This is a genomic window from Sphaerotilus sp. (assembly GCF_034519685.1).
In the GTDB taxonomy this organism is placed as follows: Bacteria; Pseudomonadota; Gammaproteobacteria; order Burkholderiales; family Burkholderiaceae_C; genus Sphaerotilus.
In genome coordinates, this window is sequence record NZ_JAXHOF010000006.1 from 2194622 (window position 1) to 2219440 (window position 24819).

24 protein-coding genes, 1 tRNA gene and 1 pseudogene are annotated in these 24819 nt (G+C 65.9%); 13 read left to right on the plus strand and 13 right to left on the minus strand.

Annotated elements, in window-relative coordinates; genetic code table 11:
* Window positions 1–48: 48 nt before the first annotated feature.
* Both U5O44_RS20900 and speB read right to left on the minus strand, forming a co-directional pair.
* Window positions 49–609, minus strand: a complete 561-nt coding sequence (locus U5O44_RS20900) for a hemerythrin domain-containing protein (RefSeq protein WP_322590307.1) — start codon at window positions 607–609, stop codon at window positions 49–51.
* A gap of 107 nt (window positions 610–716) precedes the next feature.
* Complete coding sequence (speB, locus tag U5O44_RS20905; RefSeq protein ID WP_322590308.1) at window positions 717–1682, minus strand: agmatinase; 966 nt, start codon at window positions 1680–1682, stop codon at window positions 717–719.
* A gap of 290 nt (window positions 1683–1972) precedes the next feature.
* Between speB and aceA the strand changes: the two genes are divergently transcribed.
* The 11 genes and pseudogenes from aceA to U5O44_RS20960 all read left to right on the plus strand — a co-directional run bounded on the left by aceA (window position 1973) and on the right by U5O44_RS20960 (window position 12143).
* Entirely contained in the window at window positions 1973–3289 is a 1317-nt protein-coding gene (gene aceA, locus U5O44_RS20910; RefSeq protein ID WP_322590309.1) for an isocitrate lyase, read from the plus strand.
* 339 nt (window positions 3290–3628) lie between these two features.
* Window positions 3629–5548 (plus strand): threonine--tRNA ligase, encoded by a 1920-nt coding sequence (gene thrS / locus U5O44_RS20915; protein ID WP_322590310.1) that lies wholly within the window; start codon window positions 3629–3631, stop codon window positions 5546–5548.
* A gap of 84 nt (window positions 5549–5632) precedes the next feature.
* Complete coding sequence (gene infC, locus U5O44_RS20920; protein WP_322590549.1) at window positions 5633–6181, plus strand: translation initiation factor IF-3; 549 nt, start codon at window positions 5633–5635, stop codon at window positions 6179–6181.
* Window positions 6182–6303: 122 nt separating this feature from the next.
* Window positions 6304–6507, plus strand: coding sequence for a 50S ribosomal protein L35 (gene rpmI / locus U5O44_RS20925; RefSeq protein ID WP_179635165.1), 204 nt, complete (start codon window positions 6304–6306; stop codon window positions 6505–6507).
* 27 nt (window positions 6508–6534) lie between these two features.
* Complete coding sequence (gene rplT, locus U5O44_RS20930) at window positions 6535–6891, plus strand: 50S ribosomal protein L20 (RefSeq protein ID WP_322590311.1); 357 nt, start codon at window positions 6535–6537, stop codon at window positions 6889–6891.
* 108 nt (window positions 6892–6999) lie between these two features.
* A complete protein-coding gene (gene pheS, locus U5O44_RS20935) occupies window positions 7000–8043 on the plus strand; it encodes a phenylalanine--tRNA ligase subunit alpha (RefSeq protein ID WP_322590312.1) in 1044 nt (347 codons plus the stop codon).
* Between the two features lie 36 nt (window positions 8044–8079).
* A complete protein-coding gene (pheT, locus tag U5O44_RS20940; RefSeq protein ID WP_322590313.1) occupies window positions 8080–10554 on the plus strand; it encodes a phenylalanine--tRNA ligase subunit beta in 2475 nt (824 codons plus the stop codon).
* Between the two features lie 45 nt (window positions 10555–10599).
* Window positions 10600–10953: an integration host factor subunit alpha gene (locus U5O44_RS20945; RefSeq protein ID WP_322590314.1), complete on the plus strand. Its 354-nt coding sequence runs from the start codon at window positions 10600–10602 to the stop codon at window positions 10951–10953.
* A 43-nt stretch (window positions 10954–10996) separates the two neighbouring features.
* A pseudogene (locus tag U5O44_RS20950) lies at window positions 10997–11374 on the plus strand (MerR family transcriptional regulator); the annotation flags it as partial.
* A gap of 253 nt (window positions 11375–11627) precedes the next feature.
* Window positions 11628–11704 (plus strand) — tRNA-Pro (locus U5O44_RS20955).
* Between the two features lie 205 nt (window positions 11705–11909).
* On the plus strand, window positions 11910–12143 hold the full coding sequence (locus tag U5O44_RS20960; RefSeq protein WP_322590315.1) for a hypothetical protein: 234 nt from the start codon (window positions 11910–11912) through the stop codon (window positions 12141–12143).
* Between the two features lie 32 nt (window positions 12144–12175).
* Here the strand turns inward: U5O44_RS20960 and U5O44_RS20965 are convergent, their stop codons facing one another.
* The 8 genes from U5O44_RS20965 to U5O44_RS21000 form a co-directional block, all read right to left on the minus strand.
* Window positions 12176–12412 carry a hypothetical protein gene (locus U5O44_RS20965; protein WP_322590316.1) on the minus strand — a complete coding sequence of 79 codons (237 nt, stop codon included), beginning with the start codon at window positions 12410–12412 and terminating at the stop codon, window positions 12176–12178.
* 926 nt (window positions 12413–13338) lie between these two features.
* Window positions 13339–13887 carry a hypothetical protein gene (locus U5O44_RS20970; RefSeq protein ID WP_322590317.1) on the minus strand — a complete coding sequence of 183 codons (549 nt, stop codon included), beginning with the start codon at window positions 13885–13887 and terminating at the stop codon, window positions 13339–13341.
* A gap of 4 nt (window positions 13888–13891) precedes the next feature.
* Window positions 13892–14215: a hypothetical protein gene (locus U5O44_RS20975; protein ID WP_322590318.1), complete on the minus strand. Its 324-nt coding sequence runs from the start codon at window positions 14213–14215 to the stop codon at window positions 13892–13894.
* Between the two features lie 19 nt (window positions 14216–14234).
* Window positions 14235–14504, minus strand: a complete 270-nt coding sequence (locus U5O44_RS20980; RefSeq protein WP_322590319.1) for a DUF5681 domain-containing protein — start codon at window positions 14502–14504, stop codon at window positions 14235–14237.
* Between the two features lie 861 nt (window positions 14505–15365).
* Window positions 15366–16166: an IS21-like element helper ATPase IstB gene (istB, locus tag U5O44_RS20985; RefSeq protein WP_322590320.1), complete on the minus strand. Its 801-nt coding sequence runs from the start codon at window positions 16164–16166 to the stop codon at window positions 15366–15368.
* Window positions 16159–17652 carry an IS21 family transposase gene (gene istA / locus U5O44_RS20990; RefSeq protein WP_322590321.1) on the minus strand — a complete coding sequence of 498 codons (1494 nt, stop codon included), beginning with the start codon at window positions 17650–17652 and terminating at the stop codon, window positions 16159–16161. Before istA ends, istB begins: the two co-directional genes overlap by 8 nt.
* A complete protein-coding gene (locus U5O44_RS20995) occupies window positions 17636–18217 on the minus strand; it encodes a hypothetical protein (protein WP_322590322.1) in 582 nt (193 codons plus the stop codon). Before U5O44_RS20995 ends, istA begins: the two co-directional genes overlap by 17 nt.
* Before the next feature lie 244 nt (window positions 18218–18461).
* Window positions 18462–18959 carry a hypothetical protein gene (locus U5O44_RS21000; protein ID WP_322590323.1) on the minus strand — a complete coding sequence of 166 codons (498 nt, stop codon included), beginning with the start codon at window positions 18957–18959 and terminating at the stop codon, window positions 18462–18464.
* A 455-nt stretch (window positions 18960–19414) separates the two neighbouring features.
* Between U5O44_RS21000 and U5O44_RS21005 the strand changes: the two genes are divergently transcribed.
* Window positions 19415–20470 (plus strand): IS30 family transposase, encoded by a 1056-nt coding sequence (locus tag U5O44_RS21005; RefSeq protein ID WP_322588856.1) that lies wholly within the window; start codon window positions 19415–19417, stop codon window positions 20468–20470.
* 249 nt (window positions 20471–20719) lie between these two features.
* Here U5O44_RS21005 and U5O44_RS21010 read toward each other — a convergent pair whose 3' ends face one another.
* Window positions 20720–21037 carry a hypothetical protein gene (locus U5O44_RS21010; RefSeq protein ID WP_322590324.1) on the minus strand — a complete coding sequence of 106 codons (318 nt, stop codon included), beginning with the start codon at window positions 21035–21037 and terminating at the stop codon, window positions 20720–20722.
* A 114-nt stretch (window positions 21038–21151) separates the two neighbouring features.
* Window positions 21152–22308, minus strand: a protein-coding gene (locus tag U5O44_RS21015) for an IS3 family transposase (protein WP_416222125.1) whose coding sequence is annotated in 2 segments (ribosomal slippage) — window positions 21152–22026 and window positions 22026–22308 — 1158 coding nt in all. Because the reading frame shifts where the segments join, the coding sequence is not laid out codon by codon here.
* Between the two features lie 648 nt (window positions 22309–22956).
* Here U5O44_RS21015 and U5O44_RS21020 point away from each other — a divergent pair.
* Entirely contained in the window at window positions 22957–23190 is a 234-nt protein-coding gene (locus tag U5O44_RS21020; RefSeq protein ID WP_322590325.1) for a hypothetical protein, read from the plus strand.
* A 73-nt stretch (window positions 23191–23263) separates the two neighbouring features.
* Here U5O44_RS21020 and U5O44_RS21025 read toward each other — a convergent pair whose 3' ends face one another.
* Window positions 23264–24745, minus strand: coding sequence for a type I restriction-modification enzyme R subunit C-terminal domain-containing protein (locus tag U5O44_RS21025; RefSeq protein ID WP_322590550.1), 1482 nt, complete (start codon window positions 24743–24745; stop codon window positions 23264–23266).
* Window positions 24746–24819 lie beyond the last annotated feature (74 nt).

Below are 24819 nucleotides of genomic sequence, written 5' to 3' on the forward strand. Positions count from 1 at the left end.
CAGCTGCACACCGCCGGGTCCGCCCCGGACGTGACGCGGGGCGCCGGATCAGTGCCGGGCGGCGGCGCGTGCGCGGCCGCTGCCAGCCCCCGGGCGCTGGCGCATGAGGCGCTTGGCTTCCGGGTAGATCAGCGACTCTTCGAGGTCGATGTGGTCCATGTACAGCTCGGTGAACACTGCCGTGGCCTGGCGCAGCATGTCGAGGTCGTACCAGCTGTAGCCCTGCGCCACCGCGTCCAGCGGCGGCGCGAGCGTGAGCCAGTCCTCTTCCAGCCAGCCGTGGTCCTGCTGCAGGCGCTGGACGTGTTGCACCAGCACGGTGTCGTCGCTGCGCAGCAGGTCGGGAAAGATCAGCCGCTCTTCATCGGCGTGGTGCGCGCGGGCGGTCTGGTTGAAGAAGGAGACGATCTCGCTGGCCATGCCCTGCGCGGTGGCGTCCGGGCCCTGCGCGGCCAGGTGGTCGATCAGCTGGACCAGCCGGTTCAGGGTGACCATCACCTCGCGGTGGCAGCTGTCGAGCGCCTCGAAGTCCTGCGGCTGTGGCGCTTGCGGGGACAGCAGGCTGGGCGGGACGGCGACGGCACTGACTTCGACGGTGGACACGGTCATGGCGAACTCCTGTGGTGAGCGCCCGCAGTGGGCGCGACAGGCCATTCTTGATGCGCCGCAGCACCACTGTTTGCGCCGCGTCAAACGAGGCCAAAACCTGCGAAAAGTCACATTTCTGGTGCGTGCCGAGGCGCCATTCCGGTGCGCTGCGCCACCTGTCCGCACAGGTAGGTCCATACCAGCGTGGCCGCGGCGTTGCTCGACAGCTCGGCGTGGTCGTAGGGCGGCGCCACCTCGACGCAGTCCATCCCGACCCAGCGCTCGCCCGCCAGCTCCTCGATCAGCGTCAGCGCCTGGTTGGTCGTCAGGCCGCCGGGCTCGGGCGTGCCGGTGCCGGGGGCGAAGGCCGGGTCGAGCGCATCGATGTCGAAGCTCAGGTAGAGCGGCGGGTGGCCGCAGGATGCCCAGCGCTGGCGCAGTGTCTGGATCACCGTGTCGAGCTGCGCCTGGCTTTCCAGCCCGCGCAGGTCGCGGGCGGTCCAGATCAGCCCGCCCTGGTCGCGCACGTACTCGCGCGCTTCGCGTAGCCCGGCGCTGCGGATGCCGATCTGCGCGAAGGCCTGCGGCAGCACCAGCCCTTCCTGGATCGCCTCATACACCCAGGTGCCATGCCCGCTCGGCTCGCCGAAGTGGTCTTCCCAGGTGTCGCAGTGCGCATCGAAATGCAGCACGCCCAGCGGCTGCCCGACGTGCTGCCGGTAAGCGCGCAGCAGCGCCAGCGTGATCGAGTGGTCCCCGCCGAGCCAGACCATGTGCCGCTGCTGCGCGAGCAGGGCGGCCACCTGCGGTGCCATCGCCGCGCGCATGCGCTCCAGGCTGGTGTTCGGCAGCGCCAGGTCGCCCAGGTCGCACAGCAGGTCGGCCGGTGACACATCGAACAGCGGATGTGTGCCGTCGCACAGCATGTGGCTGGCCTCGCGGATGGCGCGCGGGGCCATGCGGGCGCCGGGGCGGTTGGTGACGCAGCCGTCCCAGGCGATGCCGGCCAAGCCGTAGGGACGTGCGTGCGTGGGGTGTGCGCCCATCGGCACCTTGAGGAAGTTGTTCGAGCTGAGGAAGGCGAAATCGGTCATGCCGCCAGTGTGCCGCACCGGCCTGCGTGTGGGCGGACCGGTGGTTTCATGACCCTGAATCTGATTTCATGATGCGGAAATTATACGTGTTGCGTCGCATCAAAATTTTCCATCGTGAGAAAGAAAATTCCACATCATGGGATAGTCGGTGTAAGTCATTGATTTTATTGAGAACAAAGTTATGTCTTATATAAGACATAAGTCTTCTCGTTTTCACCGAGTCCGACTAAGCTGGAGCCATCCAACGACCCCGTTGAACCCCCTTCAATCACCACAGACCGGAGCGCTTCATGACGAACCTGACCCGTGAACAACAGATCGCCGCCCTCGAAAAAGACTGGGCCGAGAATCCCCGCTGGAAGCTGGTGAAGCGCGGCTACAGCGCCGCTGATGTCGTGCGTCTGCGCGGCTCCATGCAGCCCGAGTACACGCTGGCCAAGAACGGCGCCGAAAAGCTGTGGGACAAGGTCAACGGCGGCGCCAAGAAGGGCTACGTCAACGCCTTCGGCGCGATCACCGCCGGTCAGGCCATGCAGCAAGCCAAGGCTGGCCTAGAAGCCGTGTACCTGTCGGGCTGGCAGGTGGCTGCTGACGGCAATACGTCGGAAACGATGTACCCGGACCAGTCGCTGTACGCCTACGACTCGGTGCCGACGATGGTCCGCCGCATCAACAACACGTTCAAGCGCGCCGACGAGATCCAGTGGGGCCGTGGCATCAACCCCGGTGACGAAGGCTTCGTCGACTACTTCCTGCCGATCGTCGCGGACGCGGAAGCCGGTTTCGGCGGCGTGCTGAACGCCTTCGAACTGATGAAGAACATGATCGCTTCGGGCGCCGCTGGCGTCCACTTCGAAGACCAGCTCGCCGCGGTCAAGAAGTGCGGCCACATGGGTGGCAAGGTGCTGGTCCCGACCCGCGAAGCCGTCGAGAAGCTGATCGCCGCGCGTTTCGCCGCTGACGTGATGGGCGTGCCGACGATCGTGCTGGCCCGCACCGATGCGGAAGCCGCCAACCTGCTGACCAGCGACTGCGATGCCAACGACCAGCCGTTCGTCACCGGCGAGCGCACGCAGGAAGGCTTCTACCGCGTCAAGAACGGTCTGGAGCAGGCCATCAGCCGCGGCATCGCCTACGCCCCCTACGCCGACCTGGTGTGGTGCGAGACCGGCGTGCCGGACATCGGCTTCGCCCGTGAATTCGCGCAAGCCGTGCACGGCGCCTGCCCGGGCAAGCTGCTGTCGTACAACTGCTCGCCGTCGTTCAACTGGCGCAAGAACCTGAACGACAGCCAGATCGCTGCGTTCCAGGAAGAGCTGAGCGCGCTGGGCTACAAGTACCAGTTCATCACGCTGGCCGGTATCCACATCAACTGGTACAACACGTTCCAGTTCGCCCACGCCTACGCCCAGGGCGAAGGCATGAAGCACTACGTCAACATGGTGCAGGAGCCCGAGTTCCAGGCCCGCGAACAAGGCTACACCTTCGTGTCGCACCAGCAGGAAGTCGGCGCCGGCTACTTCGACGACGTCACCACCGTGATCCAGGGCGGCTCGTCCTCGGTCAAGGCGCTGACCGGCTCGACCGAAGAAGAGCAGTTCCACTGAACTGTCGAGCGGAATCGCCGGGGGCCGGGGGCGTGAGCCCGGCCCGCTCCGGTCACGGAGTTCCGAGTTGAGTTCTGTTTCATGCTTCAGATGCCCCGAGGTGCGAACTCCGGGGCATTTTTTTCAGGCGAAGCGGGCAGGCCGCGGACAGGCCGATCAGTTAAACTGCGCACCCCATCGATTGATTGCACAAGACCGGGAAAGGCACTTTGGTTATGACACCGCGAACTACCACCTCCCTGACCACCGAGGTCTGACAGGCCAGCCGCGGCTCTTCCACCGAGTCCCTCCAGGAAAGCGCGGCGTCCCCGCGCTTTTTCTTTTTCGAGGTTTCCCGCGATGATTTCGATCCAGCTTCCCGACGGCTCGCGCCGTGAGTTCCCCGGTCCGGTCACGGTGGCCGAGGTGGCCGCCTCCATTGGTGCCGGTCTGGCCAAGGCGGCGCTCGCCGGCCGCATCGGCACGGGCGACGCCGCCCGCGTGGTCGACACCAGCCACCGCATCGATGCCGACGCATCGCTGGCCATCCTCACGGCCAAGGACGAGGCCGGTCTGGAGGTCATCCGCCACTCGACCGCCCACCTGCTGGCCTATGCCGTCAAGTCGCTGTTCCCCGAGGCGCAGGTCACCATCGGCCCCGTGATCGAGAACGGCTTCTATTACGACTTCTCGTACAAGCGGCCCTTCACGCCTGAGGATCTCGTCGCCATCGAGAAGAAGATGGGCGAGCTGGCGGCCAAGGACGAGCCGGTGGTGCGCAGCGTGCTGGCGCGTGACGAGGCGGTGGCCTACTTCAAGTCGATCGGCGAGCACTACAAGGCCGAGATCATCGAGAGCATCCCGGCCGACCAGGACGTGTCGCTGTACGCCGAAGGCGCCTTCACCGACCTGTGCCGCGGCCCGCACGTGCCGAGCACGGGCAAGCTGAAGTTCTTCAAGCTGATGAAGGTGGCCGGCGCCTACTGGCGCGGCGACCACCGCAACGAGATGCTGCAGCGCATCTACGGCACGGCCTGGGCGACCAAGGACGACCTGCAGAAGTACCTGACGCGCCTCGAAGAGGCCGAGAAGCGCGACCACCGCCGCCTCGGCCGCGAGCTGGACCTGTTCCACCTCGACGAGCACTCGCCCGGCACGGTCTTCTGGCACCCCAAGGGCTGGACGGTGTGGCAGCAGGTCGAGCAGTACATGCGCCAGGTCTACCGCGACAACGGCTACCAGGAAGTCAAGGGTCCGCAGATCCTCGACCGCAGCCTGTGGGAGAAGACCGGCCACTGGGACAAGTACCGCGACAACATGTTCGTGACCGAGTCGGAGAAGCGCGACTACGCGCTCAAGCCGATGAACTGTCCCGGCCACATCCTGATCTTCAAGCAGGGCATCAAGAGCTACCGTGACCTGCCGCTGCGCTACGGCGAGTTCGGCCAGTGCCACCGCAATGAGCCGACCGGCGGCCTGCACGGTATCATGCGCGTGCGCGGCTTCACGCAGGACGACGGCCACGTCTTCTGCACCGAGGACCAGATCCTGGCCGAGTGCGACGACTTCACGGCGCTGCTGCAGAAGGTCTACGCCGACTTCGGCTTCACCGACATCCTCTACAAGGTCGCGACGCGGCCCGAGAAGCGCATCGGCGCCGACCACCTCTGGGACAAGGCCGAAGCGGCCCTGATCGACAGCCTGCGGCGCACGGGCTGCGAGTTCGAGATCGCGGCGGGCGACGGTGCCTTCTACGGCCCGAAGATCGAATACACGCTGAAGGATGCGCTGGGACGCCACTGGCAGTGCGGCACGATCCAGGTCGATTTCTCGCTGCCGGAGCGGCTGGGCGCGGAGTACGTGGCCGAGTCCGGTGACCGCCACTATCCGGTCATGCTGCACCGCGCGATCCTGGGCAGTCTGGAGCGTTTCATCGGCATCCTGATCGAGGAACACGCCGGCGCGCTGCCGACCTGGCTGGCCCCGGTGCAGGTCTCGGTGCTCAACATCACCGATGCGCAGGCCGATTACGCCCGCAACGTCGTCAAAGCGCTGCAAAAACAAGGACTTAGGGTGTCACTGGATTTGCGCAATGAAAAGATCACGTATAAAATCCGCGAGCATTCTTTGCAGAAGGTTCCGTACCTGCTCGTTGTCGGTGACAAGGAAAAGGCCTCTGGAACCATCGCAGTGCGCGCCCGGGGCAATCAGGACCTCGGGGTGATGGCCCTGGAGGCCTTCTCCCAGAAGATCGCCGCAGATCTGCTCGCCCTCGGGTGACAGCGTTGCTGGTCAGGCGTCTTCTCCCTTGTCGGGGCGCGAATCTTGGGTTGTCGGGCCGTGTGCCCATGAAGGAATCTCACCATCGCTACCTTTCTTGACCGCCGTACGCCGAACGCCGAACGCAAGCATCGACTGAATCGCGAGATCACTGCCCTGGAGGTCCGCCTGAACGGACCCGAGAACGAGCCGCTTGGCATCGTCAGCATCCAGGAAGCCTTGCGACTGGCGGCCGATGGCGATGTCGATCTGGTGGAAATCTCCCCGACGGCACAGCCGCCGGTGTGCCGCCTGATGGACTACGGCAAGTTCAAGTACCAGGAACAGAAGCGCGCGGCCGAGGCCAAGGCCAAGCAGCACGTCATCGATGTCAAGGAAGTCAAGTTCCGTCCTGGTACGGATGAAGGTGACTACAACATCAAGATGCGCAACCTGCGCCGCTTCCTGGAAGACGGCGACAAGGGCAAGGTCACGCTGCGCTTCCGTGGCCGCGAGATCACGCACCAAGACATCGGCATGCGCCTGCTGGAGCGTGTGCGCGACGAGCTGACCGACGTGTCGCTGGTCGAGCACATGCCCAAGCTCGAAGGCCGCCAGATGATCATGGTGCTGGCGCCCAAGCGCAAGAAGTAAGCAGCAAGACGTCAGCAATTTGAGCGGGTGCGGTTTGGTCGCTGCGCCCCTCAGTGCCCGCAGGCCCCGAAGAGCACGAGTCGTTTCGTGCCGCCTCGCAGGAACAACCCCAAGGAGCAGTCATGCCCAAGATGAAGACCAAGAGTGGCGCGAAGAAGCGTTTTCGCGTCCGTCCCGGTGGCACCGTCAAGCGCGGTCATGCCTTCAAGCGTCACATCCTGACCAAGAAGTCCACCAAGACCAAGCGCCACCTGCGTGGAACGACCGCTGTGCATGAGACCAACATGGGTCACATTGCGCAGATGCTGCCGTTCGCCGGTCTGTAATCCACCACAACACGAAGGAGTCATCACATGCCTCGCGTCAAACGTGGTGTTACCGCCCGCGCTCGTCACAAGAAAGTCCTCGCCCTTGCCAAGGGTTTCCGCGGTCGCCGCAAGAACGTCTATCGCATCGCCAAACAGGCGGTGATGAAGGCAGGCCAATACGCCTACCGTGACCGCCGTGCCAAGAAGCGTGAATTCCGCCGCCTGTGGATCGCCCGTATCAACGCCGCTTCGCGCGCGCTGGGCCTGACCTACAGCAAGTTCGTGGCCGGCCTGAAGAAGGCCCAGATCGACCTGGACCGCAAGGTGCTGGCCGATCTCGCCGTGCACGATCCTGTCGCCTTCGGCAGCATCGTCGAGAAGGTGAAGGCCCAGCTCGCTTGAGCCTGACGCGCCGGGTCGGTGCAAGCCGGCTCCCGCGTCACACGAAAAAGGCCGACACTGCGTTCGGCCTTTTTTCTTGTCTGTCCTGTCTGACTATTCCGTCCTTCGATGAACGATCTCGACTCACTCGTGCAGGCCGCGCAGGCGGATTTCGCCGCCGCGCTCACCCCCGCCCAGCTCGAAGACGCCAAGGCGCGCTACACCGGCAAGTCCGGCCAGGTGACCGAGCTGCTCAAGGGCATGGCGAAACTGTCGCCCGAAGAGAAGAAGACCCGCGGCGCCGCGATCAACGAGACCAAGCAGCGCATCGAAGCTGCGCTCACCGCCCGTCGCCAGGCCCTGGCCGAGGCCGAGCTGCAGGCGCAGCTCAAGGCGGAGTCGCTGGATGTGACGCTGCCCGGCCGTGGCCGCAGCCTCGGGGGCCTGCACCCGGTGTCGCGCACGCTGGAGCGCATCGAGCAGATCTTCGGCTCCATGGGCTTCGACGTGGCCGATGGCCCCGAGATCGAGACCGACTGGTACAGCTTCACCGCCTTGAACAACCCGGAAAACCACCCGGCGCGCTCGATGCAGGACACGTTCTACGTCGACATGCAGGACGAGGCGGGCCGTCCGCTGTGCCTGCGCCCGCACACCTCGCCGATGCAGGTGCGCTATGCCCGCCAGCACGCCGCCGCCCACGCCGGGAAAGACCCGATGCCCGAGATCCGCGTCATCGCGCCGGGCCGCACCTACCGCGTCGACAGCGACGCGACGCACTCGCCGATGTTCCACCAGTGCGAAGGCCTGTGGATTGGCGAGAACGTGTCGTTCAAGGACTTGAAGGCGGTGTTCACCGACTTCTTCCGCACCTTCTTCGAGACGGACGACCTGCAACTGCGCTTCCGTCCGTCGTTCTTCCCGTTCACCGAGCCGTCGGCCGAGGTGGACATCGCCTTCTCGTCCGGGCCGCTCAAGGGGCGCTGGCTGGAAGTGGCCGGCTCGGGTCAGGTGCATCCGAACGTGGTGCGCAACTACGGGCTCGACCCGGAGCGCTACATCGGCTTCGCGTTTGGCATGGGCCCGGACCGCCTGACCATGCTGCGCTACGGCGTCAATGACCTGCGGCTGTTCTTCGAGGGCGATCTGCGCTTCCTCGGCCAGTTCCGCTGATCCGCCACCGCCCAAGCCTGAACCAGGACACCTGAGATGCAATTCCCCGAATCGTGGTTGCGCGCGTACTGCAACCCTGACCTGACCACGCAACAGCTCGCCGACCTGCTCACCATGTCCGGCATGGAAGTGGAAGAACTCCAGCCGGTCGCGCCGCCCTTCAGCGGCATCGTCGTCGCCGAGATCCTCACCGCCGAGCAGCACCCGAACGCCGACCGCCTGCGCGTCTGCACCGTGGACGCCGGCCCGCACAGCCAGGACGGCCCGCTGCAGATCGTCTGCGGTGCCCCGAACGCCCGCGCCGGCATCAAGATCCCGCTGGCCACCGTCGGCGCCGAGCTGCCCCCAGGCGAGGACGGCAAGCCCTTCAAGATCGGCAAGGGCAAGCTGCGCGGCGTCGAGAGCCAGGGCATGCTGTGCTCGGCGCGGGAGCTGAAGCTGTCCGAGGACCACGGCGGCCTGCTGGAACTCCCGCTGGATGCGCCCGTCGGCCAGGACATCCGCCAGTTCCTGAACCTCGACGACACGCTGTTCACGCTCAAGCTCACGCCCAACCTCGGCCACGCGCTGAGCGTCTACGGCGTGGCCCGCGAGGTGGCCGCGCTGACCGGCGCGCCGCTGCAGGCGCTGCCGACCGCGCCGGTCGTGCCGACGCTGGACGAGACGCTGCCCGTGACCGTCGAGGCGCCCGACCTGTGCGGCCGTTTCTCCGGCCGCATCGTGCGTGGCATCGACACCAAGGCCAAGACGCCCGCGTGGATGGTCGATCGCCTCGCCCGCTGCGGGCAACGCTCGGTCAGCGCACTGGTGGACATCTCGAACTACGTCATGTTCGAGACCGGCCAGCCGACGCACATCTTCGACCTCGACAAGATCCACGGCGGCCTGACCGTGCGCTGGGGCCGAGTCGTGGAGGGACAGGGCGAGTCGCTCAAGCTGCTCAACGGCAACACCATCACGGTCGATGCACAGGTCGGTGTCATCGCCGACACCCGCCCGGACGGCAGCCAGGTGGTCGAATCGCTCGCCGGCATCATGGGCGGCGACGCCACCTCGGTGGGCGATGACACGACCAACGTCTACGTCGAAGCCGCCTTCTGGTGGCCGCACGCAGTCGCCGGCCGCTCGCGCCGCTACAACTTCAGCACCGACGCCGGCCACCGCTACGAGCGCGGCGTCGATCCCGCCCACACCGTCGACCGCATCGAGCGCATCACCGCGCTGATCCAGCAGGTCTGCGGCGGCGAGGCCACCGCCTGTGGCCCGGTGACGGACGCCATCGTGAACCTGCCGGCGAAGAAGCCGGTGGCGCTGCGGGTGGCGCGTGCGGCCAAGGTGATCGGCATGCCGGTCACGCAGGCGCAGTGTGCCGAGGTGCTGACGCGCCTGGGCCTGTCGTTCACCGAGGCGGACGGCGTGCTGACCGTGACGCCGCCGAGCTGGCGCTTCGACATCGAGATCGAGGAAGACCTGATCGAGGAAGTCATCCGCGTCATCGGCTTCGACCAGCTCCCGCTGACCGCGCCGGTCGCCCCGGTGACGGCCCGCGTGCGCCCCGAAGCCCAGCGCGGCAGCTACGCGCTGCGCCGCGCCGCCGCCGCGCTGGACTACCAGGAAACGATCAACTTCTCGTTCGTCGAGGAGCGCTGGGAAACCGAACTCGCCGGCAACCCGAACCCGATCCGCCTGCTGAACCCGATCGCCGCCCCCTTGTCGGTGATGCGCTCCAGCCTGATCGGCAGCCTCGTGCAGGTGCTGCGCCACAACCTGACGCGCCGCGCGCCGCGGGTGCGTGTGTTCGAGCTGGGCCGCGTCTTCAAGCGCGATGCCTCGGTGCAGACCAGCGAGCAGAGCGTCGTCGGCATCGACCAGCCGCTGCGCCTGGCCGGTCTGGCCTGGGGCCCGGCCGAGCCGGTGCAGTGGGGCACGAAGGAGCGGGCGGTCGATTTCTTCGACGTGAAGGCCGATGTCGAGGCGCTGATTGCCCCGCGCACGGCGCGTTTCGTCGCCACCGAACATCCGGCGATGCACCCGGGCCGCTGTGCCCGCGTCGAGCTGGACGGCGTGGCGATCGGCTTCGTCGGCGAGCTGCACCCGCGCTGGCGCCAGGGCTACGATCTGCCGGCGGGGCAGGGTGCGCCGGTGCTGTTCGAGCTGGACGTGCCGGCGCTGCTGGCGCGTGACGTGCCGGCCTACCAGCCGGTGGCGCGCCAGCAGGCGGTCACGCGCGACATCGCGCTGATCGTTGGCGAATCGGTGGGCCACGACGCGGTGATCGCCAGCCTGCTGGCTGCGCCCACCGGGGGTCTGCTGCGCAGTGCGAAGCTGTTCGACGTCTACCGCCCGGCGGCGGGTGCGGCGGGCTTTGCGCCCGGCGAGCGCAGTCTGGCGATCCGCCTGGAGCTGCTGGACGACGAGGCGCCACTCACGGATGCCCGCAGCGATGAAGCTGTCAAGTGTGCGCTCGACACGGTGCAGCGCGACCTGGGCGCACGTCTGCGTGGCGCGTGAACCTGCACCGATCGAACGACCTGACCCACCACACGGCCACCGCCCATGGATGAAGACCGCGACTTCCTGCTGCCCGACGACGGCGATGCGCCCACGCTCACCAAGGCCGAGCTGGCCGAACTGCTCTTCGAGCGGCTCGGCCTGAACAAGCGCGAATCCAAGGACATGGTCGAAGCCTTCTTCGAGTTTGTCCATGCGTCACTGGCCCGCGGCGACGACGTCAAGCTCTCCGGGTTTGGCAACTTCCAGGTGCGCCGCAAGGCCCCGCGTCCAGGTCGCAACCCGCGCACTGGCGAGTCCATTCCCATCCGCGCCCGCAACGTCGTCACCTTCCACGCCAGCCACAAGCTCAAGGCCGTGGTGCAAGGCGACATCCCGGCGGAAGGTGACTTCGGGTAAAGTCGCCAGCAGCATGCCGACTCTCCGAACCCATTGATTTGCAATGGAAATCCAGCTTCCCGCAATCCCTGACAAGCGCTATTTCACCATCGGTGAGGTGAGCGAGCTGTGTGGTGTCAAGCCGCATGTGCTGCGCTACTGGGAGCAGGAATTCGCCCAGCTCCGGCCCGTCAAGCGCCGCGGCAACCGCCGCTATTACCAGCACCACGAAGTGCTGCTGATCCGGCGCATCCGCGATCTGTTGTACGAGCAGGGCTTCACCATCAGCGGCGCGCGCAACCGGCTGGCCGAACTCGGTCCTGCGGCATCCCGTGCGCTGGAAGACGACGATGCCGCAGGGGAAGATCTGTCCACGCCGCACCTGATCCTGGGCGGTGGCCGGATCGAGGCGACGCCCATGGTCGCTGTGGCCTCGGTGGAGGGCCGCTCGGTGCCGTTGTCGCTGGCTGCGTCTGTCGCGGGCCGGGTGCGGTCCGTGGAGGTTCCTACGCCCCAGGTGGCCCGCGATGCGCTGGTCCGCAGCGGTGCACGCAGCCTGCGCGACGAGCTGCTGCAGATCCGGGCGCTGCTGGATGTCGAGTCTTCTGACGGGCCTGACATCATCCTCGGATAAAAACCGCCGCAAGTGCTGGACGGCGGCGTTTGAATCGGCATACAATCTCTTTCTCAGCAGTCGGGGCGTAGCGCAGCCTGGTAGCGCACTTGCATGGGGTGCAAGGGGTCGTGAGTTCGAATCCCACCGTCCCGACCAATGAATTCAATGGGTTGCAGCTCACAAGGCTGTAGCCCATTGGCCTTTATGGCTGGTGTCTCCGTTTTGGTCACCGTTCGGTCACCGTTTCGCGCCGGCTGTCACCACATCGCCAGCCGATGAACCGCAGCCACCGGCAGCAGCCACCCAAACCCGCCCACAAGGAAACCACATCCAACAGCACCACCACGGGAAAGCCTCCCCCATGAGCGTTCAGCTCAACAAGTCCGCAGGGCTCGCACGGGTCACACTGGCAAAGGCCAATGCAACCGCCTTCCTGAGTGAATCGGTTTGCCGGGCGCACTTCACGCCAGACCGTCACGACGTCAGTTTTCAGGATCTGCTGACCTCCAACGCGAGACAGATCAGGGCGGCCGTGTGGCGCCGGTCTGCGGTCAGTGCTCAGTCCACCTTCGTGCTACGGCCAGCAGATTTCTGAATCGCTTGGCTGCTGTGAAGGTCGATCCCGCCTCAGACTTTTTTTTCACGGGCCTGAACGGTGGGGATGAAGTTCACAACGTTCACCATGTTCACGCCGATGGTCCAAAACTGGAGCATCTCGCGCACGTCCCGCAGGTCGAACCGCCGTGCCTCCACGGGCTCCCATTCGGATTTCAAATCTGATTGGGCCGAGCCGTGCAGCTCGCCCGCCTGACTTGCCAGCGTTTGAAACGCGACCAAGCCGGCCCCGGTCGCCAGCAGTGGCAAAGGGCTCGATTTGAAATCTGACCCTTCCGGTCCCGGTCGCCCGCCTGACTTCGCGCTTTCAAATCGCAAAGTTCCAGCCCTCGAAGTCCGTCAGGCTGTCGGCGTAGGAGATCGCCTCAAAATTGAGGCGACCGAACCCGGGCAAGTCTCGACTAGGACACGCTCCAGGCTGTCGGTGCAATCTCGCAGCCCCAAATTGCGCCGCCAGAACCCGGGGCAAGTCTCAGCCGCTCCGGGGTAGGTCCAAGTCTGGACCGCCCACTGCCAGCAGTTTTGCAGGCAGTCCCTGCACGATCCACCGATGCGCAACCGCGCTCCACCGATGCGCAACCGTGACTCACCGTTGTTTTGGGGGCTAAGTCCTTGATTCAATTGGTGTTGCGCTGGGTGTTGCGTTTGTTGAGGGATGTTGAAGTCTGTTGAGTCAGAAGCCAGATGTGGGTTCTGGTCACGAGGTGCAGCGCGTCCAGGCTGGCCTACCTGATCGCCCGTTCTGGCGGGCAGCTCTCCGGCAGCGCATGGGGTGGTGAATCGCCACCTCACGGCCAGCAGGCGCACGGGCAGGTCACGGATGATGCGCGGATCTGTGCATCATCGGCCTGAATGTCCCACGGGACGGACGCGGGACGGACGCGGGACAGCTCGGTGAATCACGGGGTTTCACGACGTGTCCGTGAAAGTGGTTTGCTACCTCGACGTAGGAAACCCGGCAGCACTGGACCATAGGTTTCCAAAGGTCCGAGCCATGACAAACCATAACAAGGCGCCTTCAGTCGTCATCTGCCTGCATCGTCGCTCTTCTCGCGCGCGCGCGCACTCTGCGGCATTCTTCGCGCGCGCACGCACCTGGCAAAGTTTCCTACATCGGGCAGCGCCGATACTACGAAAGCTTCGCAGTATCGGCACCACGCCGGGCACGATCTCGTTCACCCGATGCAGTTGCGGATTGCTGCTGCACTCGGCATGGTGTGGCCCAGCCTGTAGCCGTAAAACAACACATGCTCGCGTTCGTCGATCAGGCAACCCGGGGACTCTCGCCGCATCAAAGCCAGATCGTGCGCATCGATCAGCGACTGAGCATCGGCCAGCGCGGCGGCTGCTTTGCGTGCGCCTTCGATCAGCGTCGCACGGTCAGCCTCTGCGGCTGCGCGGATCTCGGCACGGGCCTTGACGATCGCGTCAGACTTCGCACGGGTCAGATCAGCCAGCGCGGCGCGGATCTCGGCTTCACGCGCCTCCAGGCGAGCGACTGCGGCGTTCTCGCGTCCACTGTCAGGCGCTGGGGTAGTACCGGCCAGTAGGCGGGCGGTGCGCTCTTTGATCGTCTCCGGGACCACTGCGCGCGCCATCTGGCGGGCTGCATGAATTCCTGCGGCGATCTCAGGCAACTTCCCGGACAGGCTGCTGATTGCTCGGTCAATCTCCACGACGTCGGGATGATCTGCCACGGTGCTGGTTTTGACGTTGAATTTCATGGTTTTATTCCCCGAAGATGTCGTGCAGTCGGTCGGCGCCGGCCATGCGCACGGCCTGAACCATTGCGTAGGTGTCCCCGAGGGCCAGCCGGGTGCGCAGCGTTGCGGGGTCCATTGCGATCCCGCCAGCAGCGGCAGCATTTGCGACCAGGCCGAGGATCTGCCCCGCTTCGATTGGGCGGGTCTTGATGGCCTGCACCACACGATGCAGCAGCGGCGCGTACGCCATCGCGTCGCGCCTGGTGGCATTCACAGCGGCGACACGGGCCGGCTTTGCTGCGGCTGGCACGGTCTGGACGACGAACTGAAACGGGCCTTTGATTGGCATGGTTTGCTCCTTGGAAAGGTCAGGTTTTGTCAGGTTCGGGCACATCACCGCCGGCCAACGCCAGCACAGCCCGTGCAGCATCGAGCTTCACGCGGTCGCTCTCGCCCTGACACATCAGCGTCAGCACCACGTCCAGCGCCTGTGCAACGTGCAGCCGGGCCAGTCGCTCGACCCCGCAGGCGTCCAGACCTTTGCGCGGCCGTCCCTTCGGGTTGCCGGACGTTCCCGGCTTCCACGGTCGCAGCGTCTGCCGTTCGGCATTGGTGGCGGTGTTGTCGTTGTCGCTCATGAAATACCCTTTCAGGCCAGCACCAAGCCGGCCAATTACTTAAACCAGCACGGTCCCACTGAAAACCATTGCCGTCGTCTGGTGCGGAAACGATGGCGTGAATATCACCCCGCTTGCCAGCACCGTGCCAGTTCCCACGCTCGCACCATTAACCAGCAGCGAACCAACAACGTTCCCGGGAATTGCCAACGCCACAGGCAAACCCGAGATTGTCGTCAGCCCTGGCGCGCTGGAAAACCCACCCCCAGGCGCAGGCGTCACGACGATGGAGAACGTCACGATGTTTCCAACGCGGGAATATCGGGCCTGTGTCGTCGGTGGCCCACCGGAATAAGCGCAGTTGTTAATCTGCGCGGTAAATACCCCACCCGAAACAATCCCGGCCAGTGCGGCGGCATTGCTGGCAATCTGCGCGGTATGCGTGGCCGTCGTGGCTTCCAGCGCATCCAGCCGGGTATCGTCAGCCGTTGCGCCCGTTGCAACAGTACCGGCCAGCGTGGAGATTCGGGTATCGACCTCGGCAGCGAATGCTGTTGCCGGCGATCTAAAAGCGCGTCTATTCGGCGGTGAGGTGCCGTTTTTGATGGGAGCCGGTGATCAAGCCCAAGAGAGCGGCCGCCAGAAGGCGGCCGGCAAGCGCAAGACAGACAGGAGCGCGGTGTCAGAACGGCTCGTCGGGATCGAAGTCCGGCATGGGCCCGGCGCGAAGCTGATCACGCCCGAGCCTGCTGAACCTGGTGACCGTACCGCTGCCAGAGGGCCTCGCTCATGAGACCTGCAGGCACTCGAAGACAGCCAGGGCCTGCTCGGGCGACCAGTGGGTGGGCCAGGGCGGCAGGCCGGGCTGTCCAGGGGCCGCGCTCATGTCGAGGCCTTGCGAGCGCGGGCAGGCGAGGCGGCAGGCCTGGCCCGCTCGGAGGACTTGCGGGCCGCGCGCTCCTCGGCCTCCTTCTGCCGGAAGGAACGGGCCTCGATGCGCACGACCTCGGCGCGGTGCATGAGGCGGTCGACGAGCGAGACGACACAAGCGGCGGCGGGGAAGACCTCGCCCCATTCGGCGAAGGCGCGGTTGGTGGTGACGACGGTGGAGTTGCGCTGGTAGCGCCGGCTGATGAGTTCGAAGAGCAGGTCGGCGTGGCGGTTGGAGTAGGACAGGTAGCCGACCTCGTCGATGACGAGCAGGTCGGGGGCGGTGTAGTGGGCCAGACGCCGACGCAGGGCGGAGTCGCTGTCGAGGGTGGCCAACTCGCCCAGGAGGGCACCGGCGGTGATGAACAGCGCGGTGTGGCCGGCGAGCACGGCCTGGAAGGCGAGGTTGCAGGCGCACATGGTCTTGCCCACACCGTTGGGGCCGACGAGCACGACGTTGGAGGCGTCCTTGAGGAAGTCCAGCGTCATGAGGTCTTCCAGGGCGGCGCGGTCGCACAGGGTGGGCCAGGACCAGTCGAAGTCGGCCAGGGGCTTGAAGCGGCCCAGGCGGGCCTCGCGCAGACGGCGCTCCAGGCTGCGGCGGGCGCGCTCGGCGGCCTCCCAGCCGAGCCACTGGGCCACCGAGTGCAGGTGTTCGGGGCTGGCCAGCACCTCGGGCCAGTGGGCCAGCAGGCCGTACAGGCGCAGCTCGTCGGCCTGTGTGCGCAGCGCGGTGGGGTCGTGCTCACTCATGGGGATGCTCCGGGGGATCGTAGGACGCCAGGTCATGGGCCTGCACGGGGGCATCGCGGCGCGCGACATGCGCGGGCAACACCAGGGCCACGGGAGGAGGCTGACCGGCGGCCTCGCGGGCGCGCTCCAGTGCCAGACGCACGGCGTTGGGGTGCGGGACACCGCGGTCGAGCGCATCCAGGATGGCGGCCTGCACCGCGGCGGCGTCGTGGCGCTCCAGCAGGCGCAGCAAGGCGGCCGTGATCGAGCCGAGGTTGTCGCCGCGCTCGGCGGCGCGCTGCAGCAGGGTCTGGCTGGCCGGGGCGGCCTGGGCGAGGCGATCGACGGCGCGGTGCGCACGGGCCTGACGCTTGTGGGCGACCAGCGCCTGGACGTGGCTGTCCTGCTCGATCTGCTCGGCCCGGCTCCAGCTTCGCGGGTGACGGGCAACCTCGGTGGTGCCGTCGAGGATGCGCACCGTGTGCTCGTCGGCCAGCACGGCCAGCGCGCGTCGCACCAGCGTGTGCGGCACCGAGTAGTCGTTGAGGTCGAAGCGCACGTAGGGCGTCTTGCCCACCGTGACGGCCAGACGCTCGCCCAGGGCCCACGGATGCACCGGCAGGTCCAGCAGCACCTCCCGCTCGGCCCTGAAGGCTTCGCGCACGCTGCGCCGGTGGTCTTCGGGCCAGCGCCGGTCGGCGGCCGGGCCCTCGCACCAGCGCCGGGCCTGGGCGTTGAGGTCGGCCAGGTCGGTGAAGGTGCGCGCGGCGAAGAAGCTCTCGCGCACATAGCGGATCGCGCGCTCCACCCGGCCCTTCTCGTTGCCGCGCGCCGGGGCGACCGGGCGCGGCTCGTAGCGGTGGTGGGCGGCGAACGCCAGCAGCGTCGGGTTGAAGCGGATGGCGTCGCCCTGGCGTTCGAGCACGGCGCTCTTGAGGTTGTCGTAGAGCAGCACCCGGGCCACGCCGCCGAAGGCCTCGAAGGCTTCGACGTGTCCGCGCAGGAAGCTGTCCATGCGGGCGTCCAGGAAGAAGCGCAGGAACACCTGACGCGAGTGGCTGAGCACCATCACGAAGGCCATCAGCGGGCGACGCGCGGCGCCGATGTCGAGGTGGCCGAAGGCGCCCCAGTCGACCTGGGCCTGTTCACCCACGAGGGTGCGCAGGCGCAGGTAGGCCTCGGCCGGTGGGCGCGGCCGCAGCGTCGCGATGACGTGGCGGAAGTGCTCGCCGCTGCCCTGGTAGCCGCGCTCGCAGACCATGGCGTACAGCCGCGCGGCGCTGAGCGTGGGGAACTTGCCCAGGGTCTGCAGGATGAAGGGCCGGTACGGATCGATGCGGCTCGGGCGCAGGGCATGCGCCGCCACCGGCTGCGCGCTGTGCTGGGCGAGCACGCGCCGCACCGTGTCGCGGTGTACCCCGAGCTGCCGGGCGATGGTGCCCACGCGCCAGCGTTCAACTGCGTGCAGGCGCAGGATCTGCGCGCTCACCTCAGGGGCTATGGTCATGGCGGGCTCCAGGTGGGGGCGCATGGCGCAGCCAGCCCAGGCGCACCCAGGACGACAGCACGGCCCGGCAGCGTCGGCACGTCCAGCCGGGTGGTGGCCGGGGTGGGTCGGTCAGCGCCTCGGTCGGCGCAGGACTCGGCAACGCAGGGGTCGTGCTCCATGTCGGCAGTGGAGCATCGGCCGCCACCTGCAGGGAACCCTGGTGCGTCACGTTCTGGCTTCGCTGTCGCTGGCGCCAGTGCCGCGAACGCGCCGCATGGGCGAGCCGCCCACCCCGGCTGCGCTGGTATCGGGCGGCCGCCTCGTGTCGTGCCGCTCGCCGCGACAGGCCCGAGCACACCCGCGAGCAGTAGCGCTGGCCCCGGTCGCAGCGGCTGCACAGCAGCACCTGCACCCGGCAGCGTGCGCACAGGAACAGTCGGGCCGATGCCGCCTCGGGAGGGTCCATCTCCAGCGCCTTCGCCTGGTCTGGCCGAAGGTGCTGGACGTCGCCGCCCTGCAGCGCCACACTGGCGTGGCACCACTTGTTGAAGCACGGTGCAGGGTGCGGCGTGGTTCTGCTCAAGCCGTCAAACTTCAGGGGCCACTGCCGCGCCCACCCTCTTCGGCCTGGGTGCGACCGTTGTAGCGCAACGGCGGCGGCTCGGCCAGGGGCCCGTCTGCGGACCTCGGCTTTGCAGCGGCCTGGTCACCCTCACCGCCCGCCTGTCCCCCGCATCACTCGACACCGAGTTCACGTCGGCCTGTGCGAGCAGGGCCGCCCGCGGGCGGCCCTGCTCGCACGGTCGCGCTGTCGCACGTCTGTCGCTTCAGATCAAAAACGGCACTTCACCGCCGAATACGCGCGTTTCCTGACCGCCGTTCACAAATGCCTCTAGGTTCGTCGCGCTCCACCGGTTGCCAGTGTCCTCAAGGCCAATCAGCGCAGCGCCTTTGCCCGATGCCGTGCTGGCAAGGTCAGCCGACAACGTCGTGATTGACTCAGCGGTCAGCCACTGCGCCGGGTTGAACGTGGCGGTCGTGGTGAACGGCAGGCTCGCAGGATTCGGCGTGTAGCGCACTGCGCCATTGACGACGGTCTGAGTAGGCCGGACGATGGACAGGCCAGCCGCGAAGGCTACAGGCGCCTCCAGACCCATGCGGGCGATGGCCTCACGCACGGTGAGCACGCCTGCGCCTGTGCGGGTGGTGACGATGCCCGTTCCGTTCAGCAATCGGTCAAGGTCGCCAGCATTGCGGCGCACTGCCTGCGCTTCGGCAGTACCCAGCGGCAGGGCTGCGAGTTGTTCGGGGGTGAGTTGGATCATGGTTTCTTTCGTGCGACTTGGAATCGCGGGGCGAATGGTTTGGGTTCGATTTTCATCCCGCCTGACTTGCACCGGATGATTAACGGCCTTCGATACGGGGTAGGGTCTAGGGCAGAACCGCGCATGTCCGTTTCAAATACCCAATCGAACGCATCAAGAATCTCGTTCGACAAACCGGCAGAAGGGCGAGTAACGAATGCAGTGCTTGGCAGTATCTCCACAGGCTCGCCGCTCAGGCTGGAAACCATCCATGCCCACCGATGGCTGACCAATGCCGGGGTTTCCGGTACTGGCGCCACAGTGGCCCGTGGTGGCCGTGGTTGTCGGTGGATTCGAGACAGGCGCATATTCAGAGCGGCAGGCATCGGCCAGCGAAGTAAAAACCCACCCATGCCACAGCAGGGCACGCTCTAAACTGAAGTGCAACACGGCAATGAAAACAACAGGTTGAGCCAATGGGACAAGAGTATTCAAGCCTGAGTCTGGAAGAGCGCACGCAGCTTGGGCTGCTGGTCACGCAGAAGCTGACGCAGCGACAGATCGCCGTGCAACTGGGGCGTTCGGCCTCGACGATCAGCCGGGAGCTGGCGCGAAATCGACACCCGAAGCGGGGCTACCTGGTGGCGACTGCGCAGCAACAGGCCGCCCGGCGCCGGGTGCAGGCCAAGGCCGGGGTGCGCAAGCTCGGCCAGCAGTTCGACACGCCGCTGGGCAAGTGGGTGCGCCACGAGCTTGAGCGGGCCTTGTCACCCGAACAGATCGCAGGCAGGCTCAAGCTGATGAACCCCGAAGACACGACGCAGCGCGTCTCGCACGAGACAATCTACCAGGCGATCTACATGGTGCCGCGTGGCGAGCTGCGCACCGAGTTGATCGGGGAGCTGCGGCGCAGCCACACCAAGCGCATGCCGCGTGCGCGGGGCACCAGCCGCAAGGGCGGCAACATCGCCAACCTCGTGCCGCTGAGCGAGCGCCCCGCAGAGGTGGACGCCCGGCTGGTGCCCGGCCACTGGGAGGGCGACTTCATCAAGGGGGCTCGCAACGCCAGCGCCATCGGCACCGCCGTGGAACGCCACAGCCGCTTCGTGCTGCTGACCCAGATGAATGGCTGCACCGCCACCCACGCCCTCGACGGCTTCACCCGGCGCTTCAACGGCGTCATCCCCGAGCTGCGCAGGAGCTTCACCTACGACCGCGGTTCGGAGATGGCCCGCCACCTGGAGCTGACCGAGGCCACCGGCATGCCGGTCTTCTTCTGCGAGCCCTACAGCCCCTGGCAGCGCGGCTCCAACGAGAACATGAATGGCCTGGTGCGCCAGTTCCTGCCCAAGGGCACTGACCTGTCCACCGTCACCCCGCAGAAGCTCGCCTACATCGAGTCCATGCTCAATGACCGCCCTCGCAAGATCCTCGGCTTCCGTACTCCTCGCGAGGTCTACACCGAACTCGTCCAGACAAAACTCGCCCAGCGGCAGGCGCTTGCCGCCAAAACTGTTGCACTTCAGACTTGACTCCGCCCAGTAACCGCACCGACAGCAGCGCAGGCAATGCACCATGTGCGGCTGGGTGGGTTGTTTTGGGGTTTGTGCATGCACTGATTATGCCGCATAACACTGTGTTTTTGTACAGTGTTCACGGGGTATCAGTGCGGGGTGTGTACTGCGATTGCCTGTGTCTGGATTACCGGCTGAAAACATAGCCGGTAATCGTCCGAGCACGGGCTGGTGTCGTCGTCGTGCTGGCCGATCGGCGCCAGCGATCTATTCAGCGATGCCGCGGAAGGAATCACAGCGTCGCAGGTCAACCCGCACCGGGTGATATTGCCGTGACGCCCCGGGAAGTTTCCCTTCTCTTGCCGCCAGACAGGCGCCACCCGGGGCAAGCCTGACGCATTCGATGCAGGCGCGTCGGTCATCTCGCTGGCGATCCCGCAGCATCAAGCGATCCGCCAGCCGCTCGGCTATTTCCGGCTCCAGGTGGTTGCGGCGACCGAGCGAGTAATAGCCCGATGCGCGCTCCAACTCTTCCGGCGACAGCCCCGTGATAGCGCGGCGCTCTTCGCTGGTCAGGCGCTGCACCGGCTCGAATGCAGGGCGTTGCTCGGCTGGCCGGTAGGCTTTGCAGGTAGCCCCGTGGCCGCCGATCTGTCGTGGTCAAGTTTTTTCGGACAGTCCGATAGGTAAAAAGCGGGTTCAGGCGGACAGGCGCTCGAAGTCAGCCGGGGAGAGATAGCCCAGGGTGGAGTGCAGGCGCACAGGGTTGTAGAAGCGCACGATGTAGTCGGCGATGTCGGAGGCCGCCTCGGCGTGGTTGGCATAGTCACGCTGCCAGACACGTTCGGTCTTGAGGCTGAGGAAGAAGCGCTCCATGACGGCGTTGTCCCAGCAGTTGGCCCGGCGACTCATGCTGCAGACGATGCCGTGTTGCTGGAGCATGGCCCGGTGGACGAGGCTGGCGTACTGGCTGCCGCGGTCAGAGTGGACGATGAGCCCGGGCGCAGGCCGGCGCACGCTCAGGGCCATGTGCAGCGCCGAGCAGACCAACTCGGCAGGCATGCTCGGCGCGCAGGCCCAGCCGACGATCTTGCGCGAGTACAGGTCGAGCACGGCGGCCAGGTAAAGCCAGCCGCTGCGGGTGCGGATGTAGGTGATGTCGCACACCCAGGCCCGGTCGGGGGCGGTGGGCTGGAACTGCCGGTCGAGCACGTTGTCGGCCACGGCCAGATCGTGCCGACTGTCAGTGGTGTGGACGAACTTGCGCCGCCAGCGGGCCTGCAGGGCGTGGCGCCTCATGAGCGTGCGCACCCGGTGGCGGCCGACCTCGACACCCTGCGAACGCAGCGCGGCCGTGAGCCGGCGGCTGCCATAGCAGCGCCCGCTGGCCTCGAACGCCGCCTTCAGCCGGACACCGGTGGCGCACACGGCCTCGGGTCGACCGGTACGCACCCGCCAGGCGTAGAACCCCGAGCGGCTGACCTCCAGCAGTGCGCACAGCCTGCTCACCTCGGCCTTCTTCGCCGCCTGCTTGATCACCTCGTAGGTCACCGCAGTTCCCGGGCAAAGAAGGCAGACGCTTTTTTTAACAGCGTGACGTCCTCCTTGAGGCGACGGTTCTCGGCCTCCAACTCGCGTATGCGCTGCTGGTCGCCCGTCAACGGCTTGCCCTGCCCGGGCCCACCCGCCTGCTCCGCGTCGTACTGTTCTACCCAGCGTCGCACCGCGCTGTCCACCAGGTCCATGTCCCGGCACACCTGGCTCAGGCTCACGTTCTGTTCTCGAATCATCCGCACCACCTGCAGCTTGAAGGCCGGGTCGAACTTTCTTCGCGGTTGTTTGCTCATGTCTGTCATGTTTTCCTCTTCGGGTCAAAAATCCCCTATCGAGGTGTCCGTTTAAATTGGACCACGACATCGGAAGTAAAACAGCCTCTCGCCGGCTGGCGTAATGCGTCCGACAAACACGCCTGCGCCACGCTTCAGGGGCTGGGTTAGCCATTGGTCCTTCCCCGTCGCCTTGGCTTGCATCCCCTTGTCAGTAATCGTCCCCATGATCGCCCCTCGGTTACGGCGGGTCGTCTGGTCACCGTCTGGTCACCGTTCCGCGCTGGCTGTCAGTGTACGTCGGCAAACACTACAGGACGTCAATCCCGCCTAAGTGCTTGATCTACAGGGGGAGCGCCAGACACTACGGGGCACAGTAGATCGTCAATGGTCACCGTTCGTATTGCATGGGGTGCAAGGGGTAGTGAGTTCGAATCCCACCGTCCCGACCAATGAATTCAATGGGCTAGCTCTCACAAGGAGCTAGCCCATTGGCCTTTCTGGGATCCCGGCAACATTTCCGGCAACGGAATTACGGTTGCTGGAACAGAATGGTCTGCTCAGATCAGCGCCACAACAGCGCTATGCCAACGAAATCGGCCATCCGGCCCGATCCCGGCCTCAACACGTCCACAAGGAAACCACATCCAACAGCACCACCACGGGAAGTCCTCCCTCATGAGCGTTCAGCTCAACAAGTCCGCAGGGCTCGCACAGGTCACACTGTCCAAGACGAAGGTGACCGCCTACCTGAGTGAATCGGTCTGCAGAGCGCGTTTCACGCCCGACCGTCACGACATCAGTTTTCAGGATCTGCTGACCTCCAACGCCCGACAGATCAGGGCCGCCGTGTGGCGCCGGTCTGCGGTCAGCGCGCAGTCCACCTTCGTGCTGCGGCCCACCGACTTCTGAACCGCTTGGCGGTGCTGTGAAGGTCGATCTGGCCCTGTCGAAATGGCGGTGATGGCCAGGAGTGGATCAGCGCTCAAGCGGCGGCGCGTAGCTGGAACTCGCTCAGGATCTGGAAGATGCGATCGACCCGCTTGGGCTCGAACAGGGCTTCCGGGCCTTGCGGGCTGATGTCCAGGAAGGGCGATTCATAGAGCCGGTCGGGGGCCATCATCCCGTTCGAGGTGAGTTCGGCGATCACGTGGTCGATGAACTCGATCTGGTCCGGGGTGGCGGTGCTGCCGACCAGGAACTCGTTGAACGCCTGCGTGACCGCCTCGCGGTCCATGCCAATCAGGGAACGGATGAAGCAACCCAGGCCCTGTTCCTGCGTGGCGGCCTGTTCCACCAGTTCGACCGTTCCGCCAGCCTCGATCAGCATGCGCTGCAACTCGTCCAGATCGGCACGGGTGAGGGCCTGACCTCGGCGCAGTCGCTGCAGGGCCAGATGGTCCTCATGCGCTTGCAGGAACTGGCGTGCCTTGTCCCGGAAGCGGGCCATGTTCACGCCGTCGGCGATCTCGGGCAGGGCGATGACGGATTCCTCGCCCAGCTCGTCGATGAAGTCGGTGTAGACCACCTTCCGCTTGGACTTCTCGATCAGCTTGATCAGGGCACGCAGGCGCTTGCGCATGTTCTCCAGCATGCCCAGCGTCACGTCCTCCCACCAGTCATCGCCGGCCACGGACTGGATCAGCACCATCTCGGTCTTGATCGCCGGCACCGCTTCCTGTCCTTCCAGCGCGCTGGCGATGGCTTGGAGCTGGTCACGCAAGCGGCTGAAATCGGGAGTGGCCTCGAGGATGGCGAGCTGGGTGCGGAACACCATCAGATCGAAGCGCTTGGCCTCTTCGTCTTCGTCCACCAGTTGTGTCGGCAGGCTGGCGAGTTGTTGAATCAGGAGGGCCTGTGCCTCGGTGTCCAGCGGCTTGGTCCAGGCGTCCGGCTTGGCGAAGCGCTCTACCGCGGCGCGTGCGGGCCGCACGACGAAGTTGTCGAGGTTCATGGCCGCCACGGTGTCGTTCAGGTGGCGGGCCGCAGCATCGCGCAACTGCCGCTCGGTTGGCGATCCCAGGGTGCTCGCGGCTTCCTCGTGGGTGACGCCCGCATTCGCCGCCCGCTCGTCGAGTGCGTGGACCAGCGACAGCCGCGCCTTGAAGAGCCGTGTGCTCAGGGACTCGGCCGCCGCACCGTCCTTGAAGTCCGGGTTCTGGGCGAAGAATTCGAGGTTCTGGCAGTAGTCGAAGAGGAAGAAGCCCTTCTTGTGCTGGCCCGGCCCGTAGAGGTTCAGGCACAGCCGGGTGCCGCGGCCGACCATCTGCCAGAACTTGGTTCGTGAGCGGACGATCTTGAAGAACACCAGGTTGACCACCTCCGGCACGTCGATCCCGGTGTCCAGCATGTCCACGGAAATCGCGATGTGCGGGGCCTTTTCCTTCTTCTTGAAGTCGTTGATCAGGCTCTCGGCGTAAGCGGCATCCCTTTCAAGGTGAGTCCCCCCAGAGTCGGTAAGCTGCAGGAAGGAAAGGCCAACAGGAGACTGAGATCTGGGAAGCGGTGATTGAGCGGTTCGAGCAGCAGACGCCGGCGAGC